16 protein-coding genes are annotated in these 17,401 nt (G+C 33.6%); 3 read left to right on the forward strand and 13 right to left on the reverse strand.

The window, feature by feature from the left end; genetic code table 11:
* Positions 1-9 precede the first annotated feature (9 nt).
* The 3 genes from polX to zapA all read right to left on the reverse strand — a co-directional run bounded on the left by polX (position 10) and on the right by zapA (position 2,584).
* Entirely contained in the window at positions 10-1,722 is a 1,713-nt protein-coding gene (gene polX / locus JMUB898_RS08915) for a DNA polymerase/3'-5' exonuclease PolX (RefSeq protein WP_044466299.1), read from the reverse strand.
* A gap of 73 nt (positions 1,723-1,795) precedes the next feature.
* Complete coding sequence (locus JMUB898_RS08920) at positions 1,796-2,317, reverse strand: CvpA family protein (protein ID WP_002442248.1); 522 nt, start codon at positions 2,315-2,317, stop codon at positions 1,796-1,798.
* Positions 2,318-2,584, reverse strand: coding sequence for a cell division protein ZapA (gene zapA / locus JMUB898_RS08925; RefSeq protein ID WP_002442246.1), 267 nt, complete (start codon positions 2,582-2,584; stop codon positions 2,318-2,320).
* A gap of 294 nt (positions 2,585-2,878) precedes the next feature.
* Between zapA and rnhC the strand changes: the two genes are divergently transcribed.
* Entirely contained in the window at positions 2,879-3,814 is a 936-nt protein-coding gene (rnhC, locus tag JMUB898_RS08930; protein ID WP_002442243.1) for a ribonuclease HIII, read from the forward strand.
* A gap of 120 nt (positions 3,815-3,934) precedes the next feature.
* Here rnhC and pheT read toward each other — a convergent pair whose 3' ends face one another.
* The 10 genes from pheT to isdC form a co-directional block, all read right to left on the reverse strand.
* Positions 3,935-6,337, reverse strand: coding sequence for a phenylalanine--tRNA ligase subunit beta (gene pheT, locus JMUB898_RS08935; RefSeq protein WP_002442240.1), 2,403 nt, complete (start codon positions 6,335-6,337; stop codon positions 3,935-3,937).
* Entirely contained in the window at positions 6,337-7,395 is a 1,059-nt protein-coding gene (pheS, locus tag JMUB898_RS08940) for a phenylalanine--tRNA ligase subunit alpha (RefSeq protein WP_002442238.1), read from the reverse strand. Before pheS ends, pheT begins: the two co-directional genes overlap by 1 nt.
* 401 nt (positions 7,396-7,796) lie before the next feature.
* Complete coding sequence (locus JMUB898_RS08945) at positions 7,797-8,537, reverse strand: TrmH family RNA methyltransferase (RefSeq protein ID WP_037541359.1); 741 nt, start codon at positions 8,535-8,537, stop codon at positions 7,797-7,799.
* A 236-nt stretch (positions 8,538-8,773) separates the two neighbouring features.
* Positions 8,774-9,097: an antibiotic biosynthesis monooxygenase gene (locus JMUB898_RS08950; protein ID WP_002442234.1), complete on the reverse strand. Its 324-nt coding sequence runs from the start codon at positions 9,095-9,097 to the stop codon at positions 8,774-8,776.
* 19 nt (positions 9,098-9,116) lie between these two features.
* The gene (srtB, locus tag JMUB898_RS08955; protein WP_002442232.1) at positions 9,117-9,845 is read right to left on the reverse strand and encodes a class B sortase; all 729 of its coding nucleotides are present in this window, start codon (positions 9,843-9,845) and stop codon (positions 9,117-9,119) included.
* Positions 9,838-10,620 carry an ABC transporter ATP-binding protein gene (locus JMUB898_RS08960; protein ID WP_044466301.1) on the reverse strand — a complete coding sequence of 261 codons (783 nt, stop codon included), beginning with the start codon at positions 10,618-10,620 and terminating at the stop codon, positions 9,838-9,840. Before JMUB898_RS08960 ends, srtB begins: the two co-directional genes overlap by 8 nt.
* On the reverse strand, positions 10,610-11,578 hold the full coding sequence (locus tag JMUB898_RS08965) for a FecCD family ABC transporter permease (protein WP_037541355.1): 969 nt from the start codon (positions 11,576-11,578) through the stop codon (positions 10,610-10,612). Before JMUB898_RS08965 ends, JMUB898_RS08960 begins: the two co-directional genes overlap by 11 nt.
* Positions 11,579-11,589: 11 nt before the next feature.
* Positions 11,590-12,471, reverse strand: a complete 882-nt coding sequence (gene isdE, locus JMUB898_RS08970; RefSeq protein ID WP_002442228.1) for a heme ABC transporter substrate-binding protein IsdE — start codon at positions 12,469-12,471, stop codon at positions 11,590-11,592.
* A complete protein-coding gene (locus JMUB898_RS08975; protein ID WP_002442226.1) occupies positions 12,468-13,535 on the reverse strand; it encodes an NEAT domain-containing protein in 1,068 nt (355 codons plus the stop codon). The genes isdE and JMUB898_RS08975 overlap by 4 nt, the downstream gene beginning before the upstream one ends.
* A complete protein-coding gene (gene isdC / locus JMUB898_RS08980) occupies positions 13,535-14,140 on the reverse strand; it encodes a heme uptake protein IsdC (RefSeq protein ID WP_037541354.1) in 606 nt (201 codons plus the stop codon). The genes JMUB898_RS08975 and isdC overlap by 1 nt, the downstream gene beginning before the upstream one ends.
* A gap of 247 nt (positions 14,141-14,387) precedes the next feature.
* Here isdC and JMUB898_RS08985 point away from each other — a divergent pair, with 247 nt between their 5' ends.
* Together JMUB898_RS08985 and JMUB898_RS08990 are read left to right on the forward strand one after the other, a co-directional pair.
* Complete coding sequence (locus tag JMUB898_RS08985; protein ID WP_126514794.1) at positions 14,388-15,656, forward strand: YSIRK-type signal peptide-containing protein; 1,269 nt, start codon at positions 14,388-14,390, stop codon at positions 15,654-15,656.
* Positions 15,657-15,834: 178 nt separating this feature from the next.
* On the forward strand, positions 15,835-17,316 hold the full coding sequence (locus tag JMUB898_RS08990) for an NEAT domain-containing protein (protein ID WP_095323390.1): 1,482 nt from the start codon (positions 15,835-15,837) through the stop codon (positions 17,314-17,316).
* The last annotated feature ends 85 nt before the right edge of the window (positions 17,317-17,401 follow it).

Here is a 17,401-nt window from a genome sequence, read left to right on the forward strand (position 1 = left end):
GCAATCCCTCTATTTCTTCAATTTAATATTATTTTCAATGAATGATTTAAACGCTTCTCGTGATAACGTATTAATCACTCTATCTTTTTTAACAAAACCTTTTTGTGCAGTCGCAACCCCATATTTCATAAATTCCAAATGATTCGTATGATGAGCGTCCGTATTGATAGTTAACTTCACATTTGGGTATTTACGTACCGTTTCAGCATTGAGATCTAAACGCTTAGGGTTCGCATTTATTTCTAAAATGGTATGAGTTTCCTCAGCAAGTTGCATCAATTTCTCTATATTAGGTTCATAACCAGGACGTCGTCCAATAATTCGGCCTGTTGGATGAGCGATATGACGAACATATGGATTTCTACATGCCGTTTCTAATCGTTTCATAATTTCTTCTTCAGATTGATTAAAACTTTGGTGAATCGCGGCAATAACATAATCAAGTTGTTTTAGAACGTCATCTTCATAATCTAATGAACCATCTGGCAAAATATCCATTTCCGTACCTGAATATATATCAATGTCTTTATATTCTTCATTTAACTTTTTAATTTCTTCATTTTGGCGTAGAAGACGCTCAACCTGTAATCCATTTGCAACTTTTAAACTTTGAGAGTGGTCTGTAATAACCATAAACTGATAACCTTTAGCAATATTTGCCTCAATCATATCTCTAATTGAAAAAGCACCATCACTATAGGTTGTATGCATATGAATATCACCATTAATATCATTTAATTGAATGATATCGCTTAAATCTTTATCAAATTCACTACCATCTTCACGCATCGCTGGTGCAATCCAATTCACATTAAAGTGTTGATATATTTCTTCTTCACTCTGGTACTGTAATAAATTTCCATCCGCTTGTTCAATTCCGTATTCACTTACTTTTTCATTACGTTCCTTAGCTAATTGACGGATACGGATATTGTGATCTTTTGAACCAGTGAAATGTTGAAGCGTATGATAAAAAGCTTCAGGTTCTATCAATCTGAAGTCTACACCAATCGTCTCATCGTCATATGATAACTCTAAAGATACCTTCGTATCTCCTACCGCCACTTCTTTTATTTTATTAGGGATTTCAAGCAATTGTTGTTGTACCTTTTCCGGAGCGCGCGTGCTAATAATAAAATCTAAATCCTTACTCATTTCTTTGTAACGTCTAAAACTACCCGCTGAAGAATAATTATCAACATCATCCAATTGTTTAATAAATTCAATGATTTCATTGTTTAATCCTCTCATTTGGTCAATCGGGTAGCGTTCTTTTTTAGCCCCCAGAGCTTTAGCCGCTTCTAAAATATTTTGTTCTGTTTTCTTAGCGAATCCACTTAATTCACTTACTTTTCCCTCTTCACAAGCCTTTTGTAAACTTGCTTTATCAGTGATATGAAGCTCTTTATATAATTTAGCTATTTTCTTACTACCTAAGCCTTGAATCTTCAATAACGGGACTAAACCTTCAGGCACTTCCTTTTGTAGTTCTTCTAGAGCTGTAGATTGACCTGTTTCTCTATATTCATTAATAACGTCCCCCACACCTTTACCAATACCTTTAAGCTCTGTAACATCCTCAATTTCATCCAGTGGACGTTCATCAATTTCTAAACTTTGTGCTGCCTTTCTATATGCAGATACTTTAAAGGTATTTTCACCTTTTAATTCCATATAAGTTGCTATTTTCTCTAATAATTGAATTACATCTTTTTTAGTCATATACATCTCTCCATAAAAAGAAGACCAGGACACAACATCAAAGTTCGCTCTTGTCCTGACCTCATATCATAGTTTATAAATTTAAAATAAAATGCGATACAAACGGCATATTTAAAATCCATCGTTTACATAATAGTGATTGTGAAATTTGGTTCTGTATAAACGTATCTGGATACAGAGAAATTAAATAAAGTCCAATTTGAATGACAATCAAACTCATTAATATCCCTAAGATCACTCCCATTATACGACTTACTAAATGTAGTTTCTTATACGCCACTATCTTATCAAATGTAACAATAATTAGATACAAAATAAGCTTGACCAAAATCACTAATAAAATAAAAGCGACGATATTTTCAAACCTTTGTTGCAATGAATTAAAATGAATTGCATACTCTGTATCATAGGCAACTGTTTTAGGAAACGGTAAAAAAACAATCAGCCTCTTTGCAATAGGTTGATAGAATTGATATGCAATCCATAATGATACAATTGAAGAAATAAAATGTAATGTCGACAACCAAATGCCTCTTCGAAAACCAATCACCATGAAATAAGCAATGATGATAATAACGATGAAATCAAAAATCATCTATTCTTCACTTTGTTTTAATTGATTGATTTCTTGTTGTAATCGACGATTTTCTTCTTCTAGTAAAACCTTTTCATGCATAATATTTACTGCTGTTAAAATCGATTTGCGTGTTGTATCTAAGCCTGCTGATTTTTGACCTAACTCTTGCATCTTCTCATCTACAAGATGTGCAACATAACGGATATGTTCAGGACTATCTTCGCCAATAATTGTGAAATGTTTATCGTTAATCGTAACATTTATTCTATTTTTAAATTCACCCATATTTAATTGCTCCTGACCTTATATTTAAATGATTTTAACTTTCTTTAGTTGATTTCTCAAAGAGGTTCGAACATCACCGTTTATCATGACCTCATATGAGATATGTACTTTTTTACTTATCAACACACATTATACATGAGAGTATTTAATTATGTAAGTAGCTGTTAACAAAACATTGAAACGACCAACTCGTGTTGATGATGTAATCTAAAATTAAGTTGTTTGGCTTAAATGTTTTCATTAGTAAAATTTGATAAAATGTAGAAATACGTAGTTAAAAGTGAGGATTGAAAAATGGGAAATGTCGTTCATAAATTAACACAAAACGAAATTCAAAATTTAATGTCTAAAATACAATTTGAAACGAGCAATTTGCCTCAAGGAATGAAAGCAAGAACGAAACATCAAAACACAACGATTAACATTTATAACTCAGGTAAAGTGATGTTTCAAGGGAAAAGTGCTGAAACAGTAGCGCTACAATTGTTGCCAAATGACGCTTCAGCTACTCCGACAGCTTCAACTAAGCCATCAACTAACGTTTCATCTACTATTAAATACAATTCACATAATTGCATTGGCAGTGACGAAGCCGGTAGTGGCGATTACTTTGGGCCTTTAACTGTCTGTGCAGCCTATGTTTCAGAAAAAAACGCTCAAGTATTAAAGACACTTGGTGTCGATGATTCGAAAAAATTAACCGATACTAAAATTGTAGAAATTGCAGAGCAATTAATTACATTTATTCCTCACTCATTGCTTACACTTGATAACGTTAAATATAACGAACGTCAAAAAATGGGCTGGTCACAAGTTAAAATGAAAGCAGTTCTACATAATGAAGCAATTAAAAATGTTACTCAAAAAATTGAAATCGAAGACTTAGATTATATCGTTATTGACCAATTTGCTAAACGAGAAGTGTATCAACATTATGCGCTTTCTGAACTACCGTTTCCTAAAAAGACTAAGTTCGAGACGAAAGGTGAATCTAAATCTTTAGCTATTGCAGCCGCAAGTATTATTTCTCGCTATGCTTTCGTAAAACATATGGATCATATCACACGCCAAATTAATATGGATGTTCCAAAAGGCGCAAGTAATAAAGTAGATTTATTCGCAGCAAAGGTCATACAAAAGTATGGAATTGGTAAACTAGATGCTATTTCTAAAAAGCATTTTAAAAATCGAGACAAAGCACTCGCTTTAATCGATAAAAAATATAATTAAACAGATAAAAGCTGAGATATCACTCGATATCTCAGCTTTTTAACATATTGGCAGTGATAACTGAAAGTGCGCTTATGCGCTTATATGAAGCTTCTTTCAATTCTAGTCATCACGCTCCAATTATCTAATTGTTGCACCTTGTTGTTGAAGTGCTTCTAAAATTTTATCGTGTACAGCAGTGACACGTTCATCTGTAAGTGTATTTTCTGTATCTAAATAACTCAATCTAATCGCAACTGATTTCTTACCTTCCTCTAAATGTTCACCTTCGTAAACATCAAATACCAACGTATCGTTTAAGATATCTTCACCATTTTCATGAATTGTAGATAATAGTTCAGATGCTGGGACTTCATGATTCACTTCTAAGGCAATATCTCGAGTGACACCTGGGAATCTAGGAATAGGTTCATAATTGATATAACCTACAGAAACGTTCATTATTGCATCATAGTTAAGTTCAAACACATACGTACGTTTTAAATCATTGTCTGCCGCTAATGTTGGATGCAATTCCCCGATAAATCCAATATCCTCGCCATTTAAAGAGACGATGGCAGTTCTACCTGGATGTAATCCATTGATTTTACCTGCGCGATAATCAAATTTGAGGTTTAGTTTTTCAGCAACACGGTCCACGACACCTTTAGCTAAGTAGAAATCAACAGTTTCTTTCTTACCTTGCCAAGCATGATTCACATATTGACCTGTTAAGATACCACTTAAGTATTCTACTTCATCAGGTAATTCTCCTTCTCCATTACCAAAGAAGACACGACCAATTTCATATAATTTTACGTCTGTATTTTTACGAGCAACATTATATGCTACAGCTTCAATTAAATGTGGTAAAAGACTTTGTCTCAAGGTAGAATGCGCTTCACTCATTGGCATCAATAGTTCTATAGTTGAACGATCTTGTAATGCAAAATCTTTAGCATGGTCTTTAGATACTAATGAATATGTGATGGCTTGATCAAGCCCCGCACCTTCTAAAGTGTCTTTAACGGTACGTGTTTTATACTGACGGTCCGTAAGAGAACCACTCGTTACATCATCAAAGACTGGAAGTGTAGACGGAATATTATCGTAACCGTAAATACGTGCAACTTCTTCAATTAAATCTTCTTTAATTGAGATGTCTTTACGACGTGACGGCACATTCACTATCAATTGACCATCTTTATTTTCAGTGTCAAAACCGAGTTGTTCAAAGATATTAACAATATCTTCATCACTTAGACTAAATCCAATTGTTTGATTAACCTTATCAGCAGTAATTTCAATTGGAGTAACAAATGAACCTAAATCGCCAGCTGATACTCTATCGCTTAGGACTGTTCCAGAAGCATACGTTTCTAGTAAATAACAAGCTCTGTCTACAGCTTCATCTACAAATTCTGTTGCTATACCCTTTTCAAAGCGACTTGAAGATTCGCTTCTTAAATTTAAACGACGAGATGTATGACGAATTGACACTGGGTCAAAAATGGCACCTTCTACTATAACATTACGTGTTTGATCCGTTACTTCAGAGAAATCTCCGCCCATCACACCACCTAAAGCAATCGGTTCACGGCCGTTTGTAATAACGATGTCCGTATTTAAAAGTTGACGCTCTACATCATCTAACGTTGTCATCTTCTCATCTTCATTCGCTTGTCGTACTTCAATCATTTTTGAACCAATTTGATCTTGGTCAAACATATGAAGAGGTTGACCATATTCTAATAATACATAATTAGAAATATCTACTACATTATTAATTGGTCGAATGCCTGCTTTCATTAAACGTGCTTGCATCCAGATTGGTGATGGTGCAATTGTGACATCATGAACAACTCTTGCACTATAATAAGGTACTTTGTCCTCATTTTTAACGGAAACTGATAATTCATCTTTCGCAGAAATACTACTTTCTTGACTAGAAGTTTGAGGTTTCGCCATGTCCGTTTGATATAATGCAGCAACTTCATATGCTGTTCCTACCATGCTTAACGCATCCGCACGGTTAGGTGTTAAATCAAATTCCATGACTTGATCATTAAGATATAACGCTTCAAGGGCATCTGTACCTGGTGTGACTTCTGTAGGGAAGACGAAAATGCCATTTTCAAATGCTTTTGGCGTCACATGACTTGAAATACCAATTTCTTGTAAAGAACAAATCATACCTTCAGAACGTTCACCACGTAACTTCGCTCGTTTTATTTTAACGCCACCTGGTAAACGGCCACCTACTTTTGCGACAATCACATATTGACCTTCGTCAACATTTGGCGCACCACATACGATTTGAACTGGTTCGTCCTCACCTAAATCAACCTGGCAAATATTTAATTTGTCGGCATCTGGGTGTGGGGATTTTGAAACGACATAACCTACCACTAAATTTTTAATATCTTTTGTATAATCAATAATATCGTCTACTTCGATACCAGTTCTTGTAATTTTTTCAGCTAAATCTTGAACTGATTGGTTTACATCTACGTAATCTTTTAACCATTCATTTGAAATCAACATTACTGGTCACCTCTATCTTCCACTGCTTTAAATTGATCTAAGAAACGTACATCATTTGTGTAGAAATGACGAATATCTTCAATACCATATTTCAACATTGCAATACGATCTGGACCCATACCGAATGCAAATCCTGAATATTCATTAGAATCAAATCCAGCCATTTCGAGTACATTAGGGTGTACCATTCCTGCACCTAAAATTTCAATCCAACCGGTATGCTTACATACGTTACATCCTTTTCCTTTACATTTAAAGCAAGAAATATCTACTTCAACAGAAGGTTCTGTGAATGGGAAATAACTTGGGCGCAAACGAATTTCGCGTTCTGGACCAAAAAGTTTTTTCGCAAGTAGGTCTAATGTCCCTTTCAAGTCACTCATTTTAATATTTTTATCGACGACTAAACCTTCAATTTGTGTAAATTGGTGACTATGTGTGGCATCATCTGAGTCACGGCGATACACTTTACCAGGACAAATAATTTTAACCGGACCTTTGCCTTCACGTTTTTCCATTGTTCTCGCTTGAACTGGAGACGTATGTGTACGCATTAAAATTTCTTCAGTAATGTAAAAACTGTCTTGCATATCTCTTGCAGGATGAGATTTAGGCAAATTCAAAGCTTCAAAATTGTAATAATCTTGTTCAACTTCATAACCATCAACAATTTCATAACCTAAACCTAGGAATAAATCTTCAATTTCTTCGACCGTTCTTGTTAACGGATGTTTAGAACCAATTTCAATATGTCGACTAGGTAAAGTCACATCAATAGTTTCTTCTGCAAGTTGTTGATTTAATTTTTCTTCTTTAAGTATATTTTGTCTTTCATCTAATTCATTTTGAATCGTTTGACGTAGTTCATTCACTTTTTGTCCGTAAGCAGGCTTTTCTTCATTAGGTAAATCTTTCATATTCTTCATTAATCCACTTACAGAGCCCTTTTTACCTAAATACTTAACCTTCACATCTTGTAATGCACGTTCATCATTAGCTTCATTAATATCGACAAGCGCTTGTTGTTTTAACTCAGCCATCGTATCATTTTGAGTCATGACCAAACTCCTCCTTTTTAAATGCCACTTTTCAATTTTGATTTCGGAAAATAAAACACTCAAACTTCAACATCAAAAAAAGCTTCCACCCCAAATCAAACTGGGACGAAAGCTTTCCGTGGTACCACCCAAATTTATGCATAAGCATACACTTGTAAATCTATTGATAACGGAATGACAATTCCGACTTAAATTTCTTTAAGTAACCAAAAAGATGAAAAAAATTATTTCAGGTTGGAATAACTTTCAGTCGCGGTCATTCTCCCTTGGCAACCCTTTAAATAATTTACGTCTTTTTATTGGCAGTTCATTTAGTTGTTTAAGTGATGTTCAAATTGATGATGATTGCTTTAATTCTTATAAATTTCATTCATTATTATAGCCGAACTTTGAACATAGGGTCAACCTTTCAACTGATATAACAGTATACTTCCAGCAATAGCTACATTTAAACTTTCCGCTTTACCGTAAATTGGAATAATTAAATTTTTCGTTGTTTGTTGTAACAATTCCTGATTAACCCCTTCGCCTTCATTGCCTAATAGCAAAGCGAAAGTTGATTGAGCTTCTATTTCTTTAAAGCTCACCGCATTTTCAAGTGCAGTACCGTAAACTGGACCATCAAAATTGTTCATGTAGGTCGCCAAATCTTCCGTTACAACTGGAATATGGAAGATGCTTCCTTGACTTGCACGCATGACTTTATCTTGATAAGGATCAGCAGTGCCCTTTTCCATTACAATTAAATCTAAACCTGCAGCATCAGCCGTACGAATGAGCGTGCCTAAGTTACCTGGATCTTGAATGCGATCAATTAATAACACTTGTTGTGCTTTCGACACATCATATTGTGGTTTATCAATCACTGCAAAGAAACCTTGTGGCGTAACAGTACCTGATAGCGCCTCAGCAACTTTCATATTAATTTCATACGTTTCATTCGCATAGTTTAAAAGCGCCTCATCGGTTCTGTCTGGTTCTATGACAAATAATTGTTGAATCGTAATACCGCTTTGCTGAGCCTCTTCAATAAGATGAATACCTTCAATCAAAGCCTGTCCTGTTTTATCACGGTCACGTTTCTTTTTTAATTTATTGGCATTTTTTATTTTATTATTTTGAGCAGACGTAATTTGTTCCATTATACAGACTCTCCAACTCTTAAAGTGATGTATATATTGTAATTCAATTTGAGCGGATTTCAAACCATACATTCATTCTATTATCAACTCAATGGTAAAAAATAAAAGCAAATCGGGAGCCTATTCAATTGGAATGACTGCATCGACTTGCTTCATAGGATTGCATTTAATATTTTGAAAATAAGTGTATGTAATTTAAGCTATAACTTGAACTATATACATACTCATTTAAATGATTACTTAAAATATTGATACCCTATATCGTATTTTTTTACGACATTTTCAAGAATTGGACTCGTAGCATCTGCAGATTGATGACGCACATTTTTGTGTGCTTTCCTAAATACGTCAGATTTCAACCAGTCTGTAAATGCTTGCTCAGATTCCCATAAAGTTAAGATTTTCACTTCATCAAAGTCGTCTTGTTCTTGCGTTTTAGTAACAAACATTCCTTTGAAACCTTCTAATGTTTCAATGCCATGCCTCGTGTAGAATCTTTCTATAATACCAGTTGCTGTACCTTTGTCTAATTTTAATTTGTTTTCTGCCATAAATTTCATGATGTTTTCCTCTTTTCTGTTAATTTATTTTGACTAATTTTGCGACCACAACGATTCTTCCAGATGTTTGATTATAAGCATCCTCACATGTTGATAAGGTCACTAACTTATCTTGATTACTGACTTCAACATGAGATTGAATCACTGATTTTTGTTTTGTTTTATTTATAAATTGTTGAAACTCTGAGCTTGATGCGAAATCTGTTTGAATATAGTTATCTTTGGTCGTAGTTTGATAAGCACTAAATACTTGTAGCTTATATTTACCATATTTCGTATCATATTGAATGTCTTGATGACGATGATAATATTCTTGTTTTAAATATTTTTCTAGAACATCAAACATCGTGTCATCACCCATATGATGACCATAAATAATTGTATTTAAGTTTGGATTCTTCACAGAATTCCTATAATCCATGAAAATACTGCCCTTACGACTCTTCTCATGTTCGAAATCCTGCCTCAAATATTCATGATTTGTTTTACCTTGTAGCACAGGATAATTTAACGTAGTCCCTTTAAGCTGAATCCAACCCACAATATCTTTATTAATTGCTTCTAATTTATTAAATTGAGGTCTTGTTTCACTTTTAGAAGTTAAAGACTCAAATTGAAATTCCTTCTGAAGTTCAGCGTAACGCTTAGCTGAAGCCTTATCTTCAAGATACGTTTTCACTAATTGATAACTAAAAATAATGATGACCACAATTAATATGATTTGAACGATTCTTATGATTTTAGTCACTTGATGGTATCACCCTTTTTCTACAAATAATCATGCCACATTCATCATCCTGAATAATTTTAGTGTCTATTTGGTACATTTCTTTTAAAATCTTTTCATTAATTACTTGGATTGGTTTACCTTGTGCAAGCACACCATCGGTACTCAAACATATGACTTCATCACTGTACTCAATCGCTTGATTAATATCATGAAGTACCATAATAAATGTAATGTTATAGCGTTCCTTCAAAAGTCGAATTGTATCTAAAACTTGATATTGATAATGAATATCTAAATACGTCGTTGGTTCATCTAGTAATATGTATTGTGGCTCCTGAACGAGAGCTGTAGCCAGAAATACTCTTTGAGCTTCTCCACCTGACAAAGTAATTAACTTTTTATGTTGTAGATGTTCCAAATTTAATTGTTGAATAGTATATTGAATAATCCTTTCTTTATGTTGATCTCTATTCAACACACTTCCATAACTATAACGACCTAATTCAATATATTCTCTCACTGTAAAACCTTCAGGAATTTTCATCGTTTGATGAACCGTTGCGAGTTCATGTGCCAACGCCTTTTTACTAAACTTTTTTAAATCCTGTTGATTAAGATAAATTACTCCAGACGAAGGTTTCAAATTACGAGAAAGTAATTTCAATAATGTTGATTTACCACAACCGTTGGGACCTATAATTGAAGTGATGGCATTTGAGCTAAATGTTAATGAAAGATTTTTAATGATTTCTACTTCATTCTTATATTGAAAATGAAGTCCCTCAGTACGCATCATTAACCGCTCCTTTACAAATGAGATAAATTAATACGGGGCCTCCAATCAACATCATGATGACATTAGCCGGTATTTCAAGAGGTGGATGAATCGTTCTACCTAGCAAGTCAGTCAATACTACAAACCATGCACCAATAATCATGGATAGTGGAAGGACTTGCTTATAATTTGCGCCTATAAGTTTCCTTACTATATGAGGAATGATTAAACCGACAAATGCAAGTGGCCCTACAATCGCAGACGATGCACTTGCTAGAAATACTGCAACCATTCCAACTATTAATCGATATTTTGTAATATGGAAACCTAAATTATTCGCTTGTTTCTCCTCTAAAGCTAATAAATTTACCTTAGACATTAAAATGATTGTCATGGCTAAACCTATCACTGCTGAAAGCACAATCATTTTGACATCATTCCATGTTTTCATAGTGAAACCTTGAGGCATTTTCAAAAATGGATTCTGAGCAAATAAATCTAACAAACCAGTTAACATTGCAAACATGGCTATCCCAATCAATATCATTCGTGTCGGTAGAAGTTTAAACTTAACACTTAAAATGAACAACATTAAAAATGGTAGCATCCCTCCAACAAAACTAAGTAAAGGAATATAGAAAAAGAGTTGCGGTGCAAGTAATAATAAAACCGTTCTAGCTACCAAAGCTCCGGAAGATACTCCGAGTAGTTGCGCTTCAGCCAAAGGATTCTGTAATACTGCTTGTAGTAAAGCTCCAGAAGCTGACAACATGGCTCCTACACATAAGGCAATCAATATTCTAGGTAATCTTAAATCTATAATGGTATCTATATTCGACGCTTCCCCAGTTGAAAGCTTCTGAAGTATGTCTTTAAAATGGATTGGTATCGTACCTATTACAAACGAAATATAGATGGTAATACAAAGTAAGATAAGTGAAATAATAACTAATACTCTAGGATGTTGTTGAAACATAATTATCTCCATTACTTTTTATAAAATAGATTATAGAGTTGTGTCATGGCATCATCAGCATCTACATTCGCAGTGATGCCAAATGGAATTTCTTCCAAATCATAGACTTGGTTGTTCTTTACAGCTTTAAAGTGTTTCCAAATATCATTTTGTTTAAATTCTTTCTGGAACATTTTTTTAACTTCATCGGGCATACCATGTGGGAGTCTCAATATGATATCTGGATTGACGTTGACAAGGTGCTCTGTATTCGAAGAAATATATTGCTTTGAGTGATCTTGAATGACATTTTCTCCCCCGGCAATTTTCACAAGGTCTCCAATATAAGATTGATCTGTAGCTACTAAATAACTTCCTGGAATCCCCATAAGAATCAATACTTTAGGATGTTTCTTCTCTTTCGCAACTTTACTTTCAATATTTGCCTTTACAGTATTAAGATGATCAATCAATTCTTTAGCTTTTTTCTCTCTATTAAATTGCTTCCCTAATTCAGTTATAGATTTTTCCATCCCATTTAGACTGTCATAATCATAGAAATAACCCTTCATATTCAACTGTTTGTAAAATGGTTTCATCTCATCTTTAATAGTAGAAACACTTAATACATGTGTTGGATTTACTTTTTTAACCGCTTCTACACTCGGTTCCATTGGTTGCCCTACTTCAGGTACATTTTTATAACGTTCTGGTAATTTCTTATATGAAGTTGGTTTACCGACTATTGGCAAATCGAGTTTATCAAGTGTCATTGTTAATGCTACTGTAGTTGGTACGATTCGAAATTCTTTTGTTTGCGCACTATCTTTCTTTTTATCTTTACCACTAGAGTCACAACCGCTTAGTAAAATGATAAATATTATTAAAGTAGTAATTAACCTGGTTATTTTCATTTTTTAGACTCACTCTTTCTATTAACAAAATATGTAGCTATTAGTACTAATAATGCCAATAAAATTAGTGAACCTAAAATTACATATGTCTTTGTATGATGCGAAGGTTTCATTTCTTTAAATTCCTTTTTAGGTTGAGGTTTCTTATCGGCATCTCTATTGAAATTCGGATTTGGTTTATCTTTTTTACTTTGAAAAGGATTTAACTGAGTTGGATGACTTGGTTTAGACTTTGTGTGAGTATTTCCAAATGAAGGTGTCATTGGAAAATGATTGTTAGTAGTTATTGCGTTAGAATTACCCATACTATCTTTGAACAATTGATGTTGATTTTCGGGCTTTAACGTTTCTTGAGAAATAGGTTTCTTTTGTTTTGAACTTACATTATCTTCTGGAATTAAAGTTTGGTTAGACAAAACGTCTGAATTTTTCTCAACATTATTATTTTCATCAAATTTATTACTATTTAAATTGCATTCTTTATCGTCACATGTATTTACTTTGTTTTTATGATTAATTTCCAATTTATCTTTATTAGTCATAACGATATACGTCACATAATGATGGTCATATTTTAATGAAGGTATATTGATATGGATACGAGACTTTATTTCTTCTTTTATGTCATTGATAGGCATACGTATAGTTATAGTATCTTTGTCTTTATCCTCATCAGTTGTAGTTATTTTTAATTCTTTATTTTTTTGATAAAAGTGAAAACTCTGCCACCATTTTCTATTTAGAATCGTTATTTCGAAATAGGTTTTCCCATCGATATTTACTAAAAATCCAGGATGATCAACATAGTCGTTCATGTGCGAAGGTTCCTTATCATTTTGACGTCGCACATAAAATTGCACAGCTTGTTTCTTTATATCTTTATCATTATGTATTGTGGTATCAGTCTTACCATTTTTTATTTTTCTTTCTATATAAGAATCGGCTGATGATTGAGTCTCATCATCAGCCTTAGCTAGATATGTGTGATTTTCATTTATTAAAGTTACGCATAAAGTCAAAGCGATAATAAAGTTTTTCGCCTTTATACGGCCCCATTGATTCATTATTGGTTACCTTTTTTCAACTTAAATGTCATAACTGAAATTGTAATCAATGCAAATAAAGAAACAATTGGAATCAAATATGTATATGTTGGAATTCCACCACTAGTTTGAGGATTTTCTACATTGGATTTATCTTGCACGATATTTGGTGAGCCAGTAGCTCCCGAATCTTTCCCATCAAATTTAAAAGTAATATTGTAATGATGGTCATATTTAAAAGGTTTACCATTTACTGGTTCATTAATATAAACAGAGATTGTACCATTCACTTTACCTGAAGCTTTGCTTACTTCAAATTCTGACGTTCTAATATCTTTACTGGCATCTTTATTAATGATTTTTTCTTTGTGACCATCGATACTCATTCCAGTAATCCAATGACTATGATTGACTGTAATTTGAAGTACCTTTTTACCGTCTTTTTCAATTAATTTTGCTGGCTTTTCAAAATAATCATTCGCCATTGAAGTATCATTCGTATTATATTTGAGAACTTCGAAATTGATTGATTTCCCTTCAGCCGCATGACTTACATTTGGAACCCAACTAAATAAAAATATAAATAAAACTAGGATAAAACTTAGTGATTTATATGTCACTTTCAATTCAATAACCTCCATGAGAGTGATGAATGTAAACACTTTCCACTCTAATTCTTGTTAAAAGAATAAATGATAATAGTTATCAATGTCAACAAAAATTTGATAATATTTTTAATTAGTTGTTTAATGCTTGTGAAATATGCTAATATATTGTTTGTCCATTATCATTTGATAATGCTCTATTTCACTCTAATTCTATAACTTCTCAAAACACAACTGAGAGAACTACTTATCAAAGGAGAGAAAAGTTATGAACAAACCTAATCATTTTTCTAACAACACCCCCACAAAGAAAAATCATTACTCAATCAGAAAATTTACAGTTGGTACTGCCTCAATTATTGTAGGTTCATTCTTATTCTTCGGACAAGCACATGCTGAAGAAAATCCTCAAGGTACGACTGGTACTGGTTTCCAAAGAGAAACTGTAGGAACAGTTGAAACAACTGGTCAACCTGCTGCTGGTAATCCTGGAACTGCTACACCTGCTCAAGGCGCTCAAAACGATCAAAATAATCAAGCTGGCGGAGCACAAACAGGTACACCTAATAATGCGCAAGATACTGGTGCACCTGCTCAAGCTAAACCAGAAGCAGGAACAACTCCAGCAGGTAATCAAGCTGAACAAAATGCTGGTACACCTCAAAATAATCAAGCAGACGCTTCAGTAACGCCTGCTCAAAGTGCTGGTCAACAAGGTCAAGGTACACCAGGAGCTGATCAAAACGCTACTACTGGTCAACAAACTGGTACAGCTGCTCAAGGTGCTGATACTAAACCAGGTGAAAATGGTGCTGGAACTGCAGTAACGCCTGCTCCAACAACTGGTAATAACAATCAACAAGATCAAGCCGGAGCAACAGGAGGCACTCCAGCTAAACCTGATACTACTGCAGGTCAAGACACTGCTAAACCAGGTAACACTGACGCAAGTCAAACTCCAGGTAACAACCAACAAGGTCAAGATACTACACAAGCTGGCGCATCAAAACCTGATGCTTCTACTCCAAATACAAATGCTGAAGCTAAACCTACGCCAGGCACACAAGGTCAACAAACAGATCAAAACAATCAAGCTGGCGCTGGTACTACAGTAACGCCTGCCCCTGAAAATAATACTCAAGCTGGTCAAGGTGCAACTGGAACTCCTGCCCAAGGTACTGAAGCTAAACCGGGTAATGACCAAAACGCAGGTACTGGTCAACAAGAAGGACCAACTCCTGATAAAAATAACGGTGGAGATACTACAGTTAAATCACCTACTAAACCTGATACTCAAACTAAACCAAGTACTACAACTACTCCTGATAAAAATGACACTGACGACCAAGATGTTAAACATCACGTAACAACTGTCGGCGATGACAAAACAACAACTACAAATATTAAAAAAGAAAAAACTGAATTACCTGATACTGGTGTAAGTAGTGAAGCTGCTTATACTACAACTGTATTCGGTACAATCTCTTTAGCATCTGCACTACTTCTATTCAGAAGACAAAGAAAATCATCTAAATAGTTAGATAATCATAGAGACGAGTTAATCATTTGAAAGATTAGCTCGTCTTTTTATTTGGCGTAATATAATAAAAAAATAATATAAAAACTATTCACTTAATTTTCAGTTAGTGTATAATATCTATGTATTAATTGATAAATGCTATCAATTGAAAAATTACATAGGAGTTGTTAACAACATGAAAAAACAGCATAGGAAAAATACTTTTATTTTCAAGAATAACTTTTCAATTAGAAAACTTAAATTTGGTGTAGCTTCAATCACTTTAGGTTCAGCACTCATTATCGGTGCTCATCAAGAAGCTAAAGCCGATGAAAATTCAGGAAACCAAAATGATAATGTATCTACAAATCAAAATGTTCAAAATAAAGATCAATCAACTCAACAAGTACAAAACCAACCTAAAAATACATCAGCTACACAAAATTCAAATACTCAAAATAATCAACCTACTACTGTTCAAGACCAAAACGCTCAAGCTAACAATACAAAAAGCGATTCTTCACAATCAGCTGAGCTTTCAGAATCATTAAATTTCCAAGTTCAGAAAGATAAAACGAATGAAGTTTCTCACATGGATCAATACGTTCAACATCCTGGTAAAGTAATTAAGAAAAATGATAAATACTATTTCCAAATTACGCTAGAGAATGCTTCTTGGTGGAAGAGTTTTCAATTTTTTGATGAAAGTGAGACAGAATTACCTACTACAGTGGTAGATGATAATACTGAAAAAGACACTAAAACAGTTAACATAGAAGTAACTCCTGGTATGAATAATATTATTAGTAAAGTACATATTGTAATACCAGCATTAAAATATGATCACGAATATACAACACATATTGAATTAGAAAGTGTCATTCCTACTATTGAGGATCCAGAACCAACAACTCCTCAAGAGCAACCTAAACAAAATGACACTACCCAAGATCAACAACCTGCTACTGATAAAACTGAAAGCTCTACTCCTGAAAAACCATCAACTTCAGTAAGCAATACTGAGACTCAAAAACAAGATACAAAAGTTGACGCACAGTCTAAGCAAGATGAAACATCTAAAAATCAACAACCTGCTACTGATAAGACTGAAAGTTCTACTCCTGAAAAACCTACAACTTCAGTGAACAATACTGAGACTCAAAAACAAGATGTTAAAGCTGAAACACCGTCTGAAACAGGTAAAAAAGACGACAATAAAGTTGAAAAACCTACAACAACTCAAACTGACACTACTTCTAAACAAAACAAATCGACTACTAACCCTTCAGAAAAGGATAGAAAGGATAAAAAAGACAAACAACCTAAAAAAGATAAGAAAGTCAAACAACCTAAAAAAGATGTTAAAAATCCCGTTACAGGTGGCAAAACAGGTAAAGATTCTGGTAAAGGAAGTAAGAATGGTAAAGGTGACGACAAAGACCGTAAAGGTGTTAAGAAAGAGAAAGGTAATGATAAAGACTATAAAAATAATCAAGTTTCAAAAACAGACACTGTAAAAGATTCTAAAGTTAATAAAAATGATAGTGATTCAAAATCTACAAATGAATTACCTCAAACTGGTTCTCATAAAGAATCTAATAACGGCGTAATATTTAGTCTAATTGCACTATTCTCATCATTATTCTTTATTAAAAGAAAAAGTAATAAAAATATTTAACATTATTTAGACCACTATAACAAGTACATCATTAAGCGATGTACTTGTTTTTTAATTGCACAAATAAAAATATAAAATATTTTAA

This window comes from Staphylococcus caprae, from assembly GCF_003966625.1.
In the GTDB taxonomy this organism is placed as follows: Bacteria; Bacillota; Bacilli; order Staphylococcales; family Staphylococcaceae; genus Staphylococcus; species Staphylococcus caprae.

What these genes read in the sequence shown, in the direction of transcription:
- JMUB898_RS08990 (WP_095323390.1), top strand. Translation starts at nt 15,835, where the DNA reads ATGAAAAAACAGCATAGGAAAAATACTTTTATTTTCAAGAATAACTTT.
- polX (WP_044466299.1), bottom strand. Translation starts at nt 1,722, where the DNA reads ATGACTAAAAAAGATGTAATTCAATTATTAGAGAAAATAGCAACTTAT.
- pheS (WP_002442238.1), bottom strand. Translation starts at nt 7,395, where the DNA reads ATGACTCAAAATGATACGATGGCTGAGTTAAAACAACAAGCGCTTGTC.
- pheT (WP_002442240.1), bottom strand. Translation starts at nt 6,337, where the DNA reads ATGTTGATTTCAAATGAATGGTTAAAAGATTACGTAGATGTAAACCAA.
- isdE (WP_002442228.1), bottom strand. Translation starts at nt 12,471, where the DNA reads ATGAAAATAACCAGGTTAATTACTACTTTAATAATATTTATCATTTTA.
- JMUB898_RS08960 (WP_044466301.1), bottom strand. Translation starts at nt 10,620, where the DNA reads ATGCGTACTGAGGGACTTCATTTTCAATATAAGAATGAAGTAGAAATC.
- JMUB898_RS08975 (WP_002442226.1), bottom strand. Translation starts at nt 13,535, where the DNA reads ATGAATCAATGGGGCCGTATAAAGGCGAAAAACTTTATTATCGCTTTG.
- JMUB898_RS08985 (WP_126514794.1), top strand. Translation starts at nt 14,388, where the DNA reads ATGAACAAACCTAATCATTTTTCTAACAACACCCCCACAAAGAAAAAT.
- JMUB898_RS08920 (WP_002442248.1), bottom strand. Translation starts at nt 2,317, where the DNA reads ATGATTTTTGATTTCATCGTTATTATCATCATTGCTTATTTCATGGTG.
- rnhC (WP_002442243.1), top strand. Translation starts at nt 2,879, where the DNA reads ATGGGAAATGTCGTTCATAAATTAACACAAAACGAAATTCAAAATTTA.
- JMUB898_RS08945 (WP_037541359.1), bottom strand. Translation starts at nt 8,537, where the DNA reads ATGGAACAAATTACGTCTGCTCAAAATAATAAAATAAAAAATGCCAAT.
- JMUB898_RS08950 (WP_002442234.1), bottom strand. Translation starts at nt 9,097, where the DNA reads ATGAAATTTATGGCAGAAAACAAATTAAAATTAGACAAAGGTACAGCA.
- JMUB898_RS08965 (WP_037541355.1), bottom strand. Translation starts at nt 11,578, where the DNA reads ATGTTTCAACAACATCCTAGAGTATTAGTTATTATTTCACTTATCTTA.
- zapA (WP_002442246.1), bottom strand. Translation starts at nt 2,584, where the DNA reads ATGGGTGAATTTAAAAATAGAATAAATGTTACGATTAACGATAAACAT.